The following is a 2,166-nucleotide window of genomic DNA, read 5'->3' on the forward strand; positions in this document are numbered from 1 at the left end:
TTTCTCTAGTTCATTCTTTATTAATAATATGTTATCAGGAAGAGAGTTAGCTATCATAAATGTCATTTCAGAATTAAAATTTATGTTCTTTTTTTTAAAAAAATCTTCGATAAAGATTTGAGTTCCATTTAAATCTAGTTTATAGCAATTTATAAAACAATAATTCTTAATAGATTCCAAACATTTATATGTTTTGGATGTTTTTTTCAGATTTTCTGCTTGAAAAATTATTAAGTAGCTGCTTGTATTACTTTTTAGTATTTCTAAAATATCATTTTTGATTATATCTCCAACATTTTGTATAATAATAGCTTTTTTTAGAGAAAATAATTGTTGAGATTGAAGTTTATTTGCTAATAACGAAGGCTCTTTTTGTAAATCAGAGAATTCAATTTTTTCTATATTTTTTTCTTCGTTAAGAAAATATTTATTTGTTAATTTATGTGTTGTATAAAATATTTGCCCAAAATCATCTCCAATAAGAAAAAAATTTAAACCCAAGTTATGATTTTTTAATTGATAATCAATTTGTCTAAAATTTATATTCATTTTAACTATATGGAGGATTATCTAAGTTTTTAGGTGATTGAGTAAAAATTTCATGTCCACTATCAGTGACCCCTATGGTATGTTCAAATTGTGCTGAAAGAGAATTATCTTTTGTTACTACTGTCCATCCATCATTGAGTAATTTAGTTTTCCATATTCCAGTATTTATCATTGGTTCAATAGTGAAAAACATACCTTTCTTTAATTCAATATCATTTCTCTTATCATAATAGTGTAAAACACTAGGGGAAGTATGAAAATCTCGACCAATACCATGGCCGCAATATTCTCTAACAGAAGAATAGTTAAAATTTTTTATATAGCCTTCAATTACTCTGCCTATTTCAAAAAGCGGGACTCCAGGCTTAACAATTTCTATTGCTCTCATCATAGCTTCATAAGTTACTTCAACAAGACGTTTAGCTTTAATGGGAATTTTTTTTCCAACATAATACATCCTACTGGTGTCACCATGCCATCCATCTAAAATAACAGTTACATCAATGTTAACTATATCTCCTTCATTTAATTTTTTTTCACTAGGTATGCCATGGCATACTACATGGTTTACAGATGTGCATATTGATTTTGGAAATCCCTTATAGTTTAAGGGAGCAGGGATAGCATTATTTTCTATTATCTTATTATGACAAAGAGTATTCAATTCATCTGTAGTAATTCCTGGTTTAACAAATTCTGTGATGAAATCAAGTATAGATGCCGCTAATTTGCCAGCATTTCTCATAGAAACAAAATCTTCTTCATTATGAATTATTATACTTGGATTATTTTTCATTATTATTATATATTAAAACTTATTTAATTAAGGATAAATATTTATGACAGAAAACATTGAAGATCTTAAGAAGAAAATATTATTTTCTGTTCTTGAAATATTACCTTATGAAAAATTTGATGGCAATATAATTTCAAAAGCTTGTAAAAACATAAATATACAAAAAGAATATTCAAATTTATTATTTCCAAATGGTAGAATTGAAGTTCTTGAATTTTTTAGAGATTATATAGATGAGATAATGCTGAGAAGAATAAATAAAGAATTAGTAAATATCAAGAGTATCACTGCTAAAATTTACGAATCTATTAAGATTAGACTTGAAATTTTAGATATACACAGAATTATTATACCTAAGATTATTTCATTTTATTCAATGCCATGGAATCATTTTAAATTATATCCTTATACTTGGAAGAGCATGAACTTGATTTGGCGAATTGCAGGGGGTGATAAATCAACAGATTTTAATTACTACACTAAAAGGGGATTACTTACAGGTGTTTATTGGTCTACAATTGTTTATTGGCTTCAAGATGAATCATTAAATTATCAAAGTACTCATGATTTCTTACAAAGAGAATTAAATTTAATTGTTAAAATTGGAATAAAATTAGCTAATAAATAAAATTAGCCAGTAGTATAGTAAGCGCTAAAATAAGGGCATCTAGGCAAGAATAAAAATAAGTGGTAGAACAAAAGCCTAAAAAAATAGAGGCTAATGATGCTATTAGAAAAAAAGAAAAAAAGAATAAGTAATGAAAAATGGAAAGAGCTAGTAGAAGAATATAAAAAAAGTAATGTAAGTAAATATGAATTTT

3 protein-coding genes are annotated in these 2,166 nt (G+C 25.9%); 1 reads left to right on the forward strand and 2 read right to left on the reverse strand.

Annotation, left to right across the window (positions count from 1 at the left end; all coding sequences use genetic code 11):
* Positions 1 to 549 (reverse strand): DNA polymerase III subunit delta (locus EIC27_RS06690; RefSeq protein ID WP_153183782.1); only part of this gene is annotated, 549 nt, incomplete at its 3' end.
* A 1-nt stretch (position 550) separates the two neighbouring features.
* On the reverse strand, positions 551 to 1,345 hold the full coding sequence (gene map, locus EIC27_RS06695; RefSeq protein ID WP_126045274.1) for a type I methionyl aminopeptidase: 795 nt from the start codon (positions 1,343 to 1,345) through the stop codon (positions 551 to 553).
* Positions 1,346 to 1,388: 43 nt separating this feature from the next.
* Here map and EIC27_RS06700 point away from each other — a divergent pair, with 43 nt between their 5' ends.
* Positions 1,389 to 1,973, forward strand: coding sequence for a COQ9 family protein (locus EIC27_RS06700; RefSeq protein WP_126045275.1), 585 nt, complete (start codon positions 1,389 to 1,391; stop codon positions 1,971 to 1,973).
* Positions 1,974 to 2,166 lie beyond the last annotated feature (193 nt).

It is taken from the genome of Candidatus Aquarickettsia rohweri (genome assembly GCF_003953955.1).
Classification (GTDB): domain Bacteria; phylum Pseudomonadota; class Alphaproteobacteria; order Rickettsiales; family Midichloriaceae; genus Aquirickettsia; species Aquirickettsia rohweri.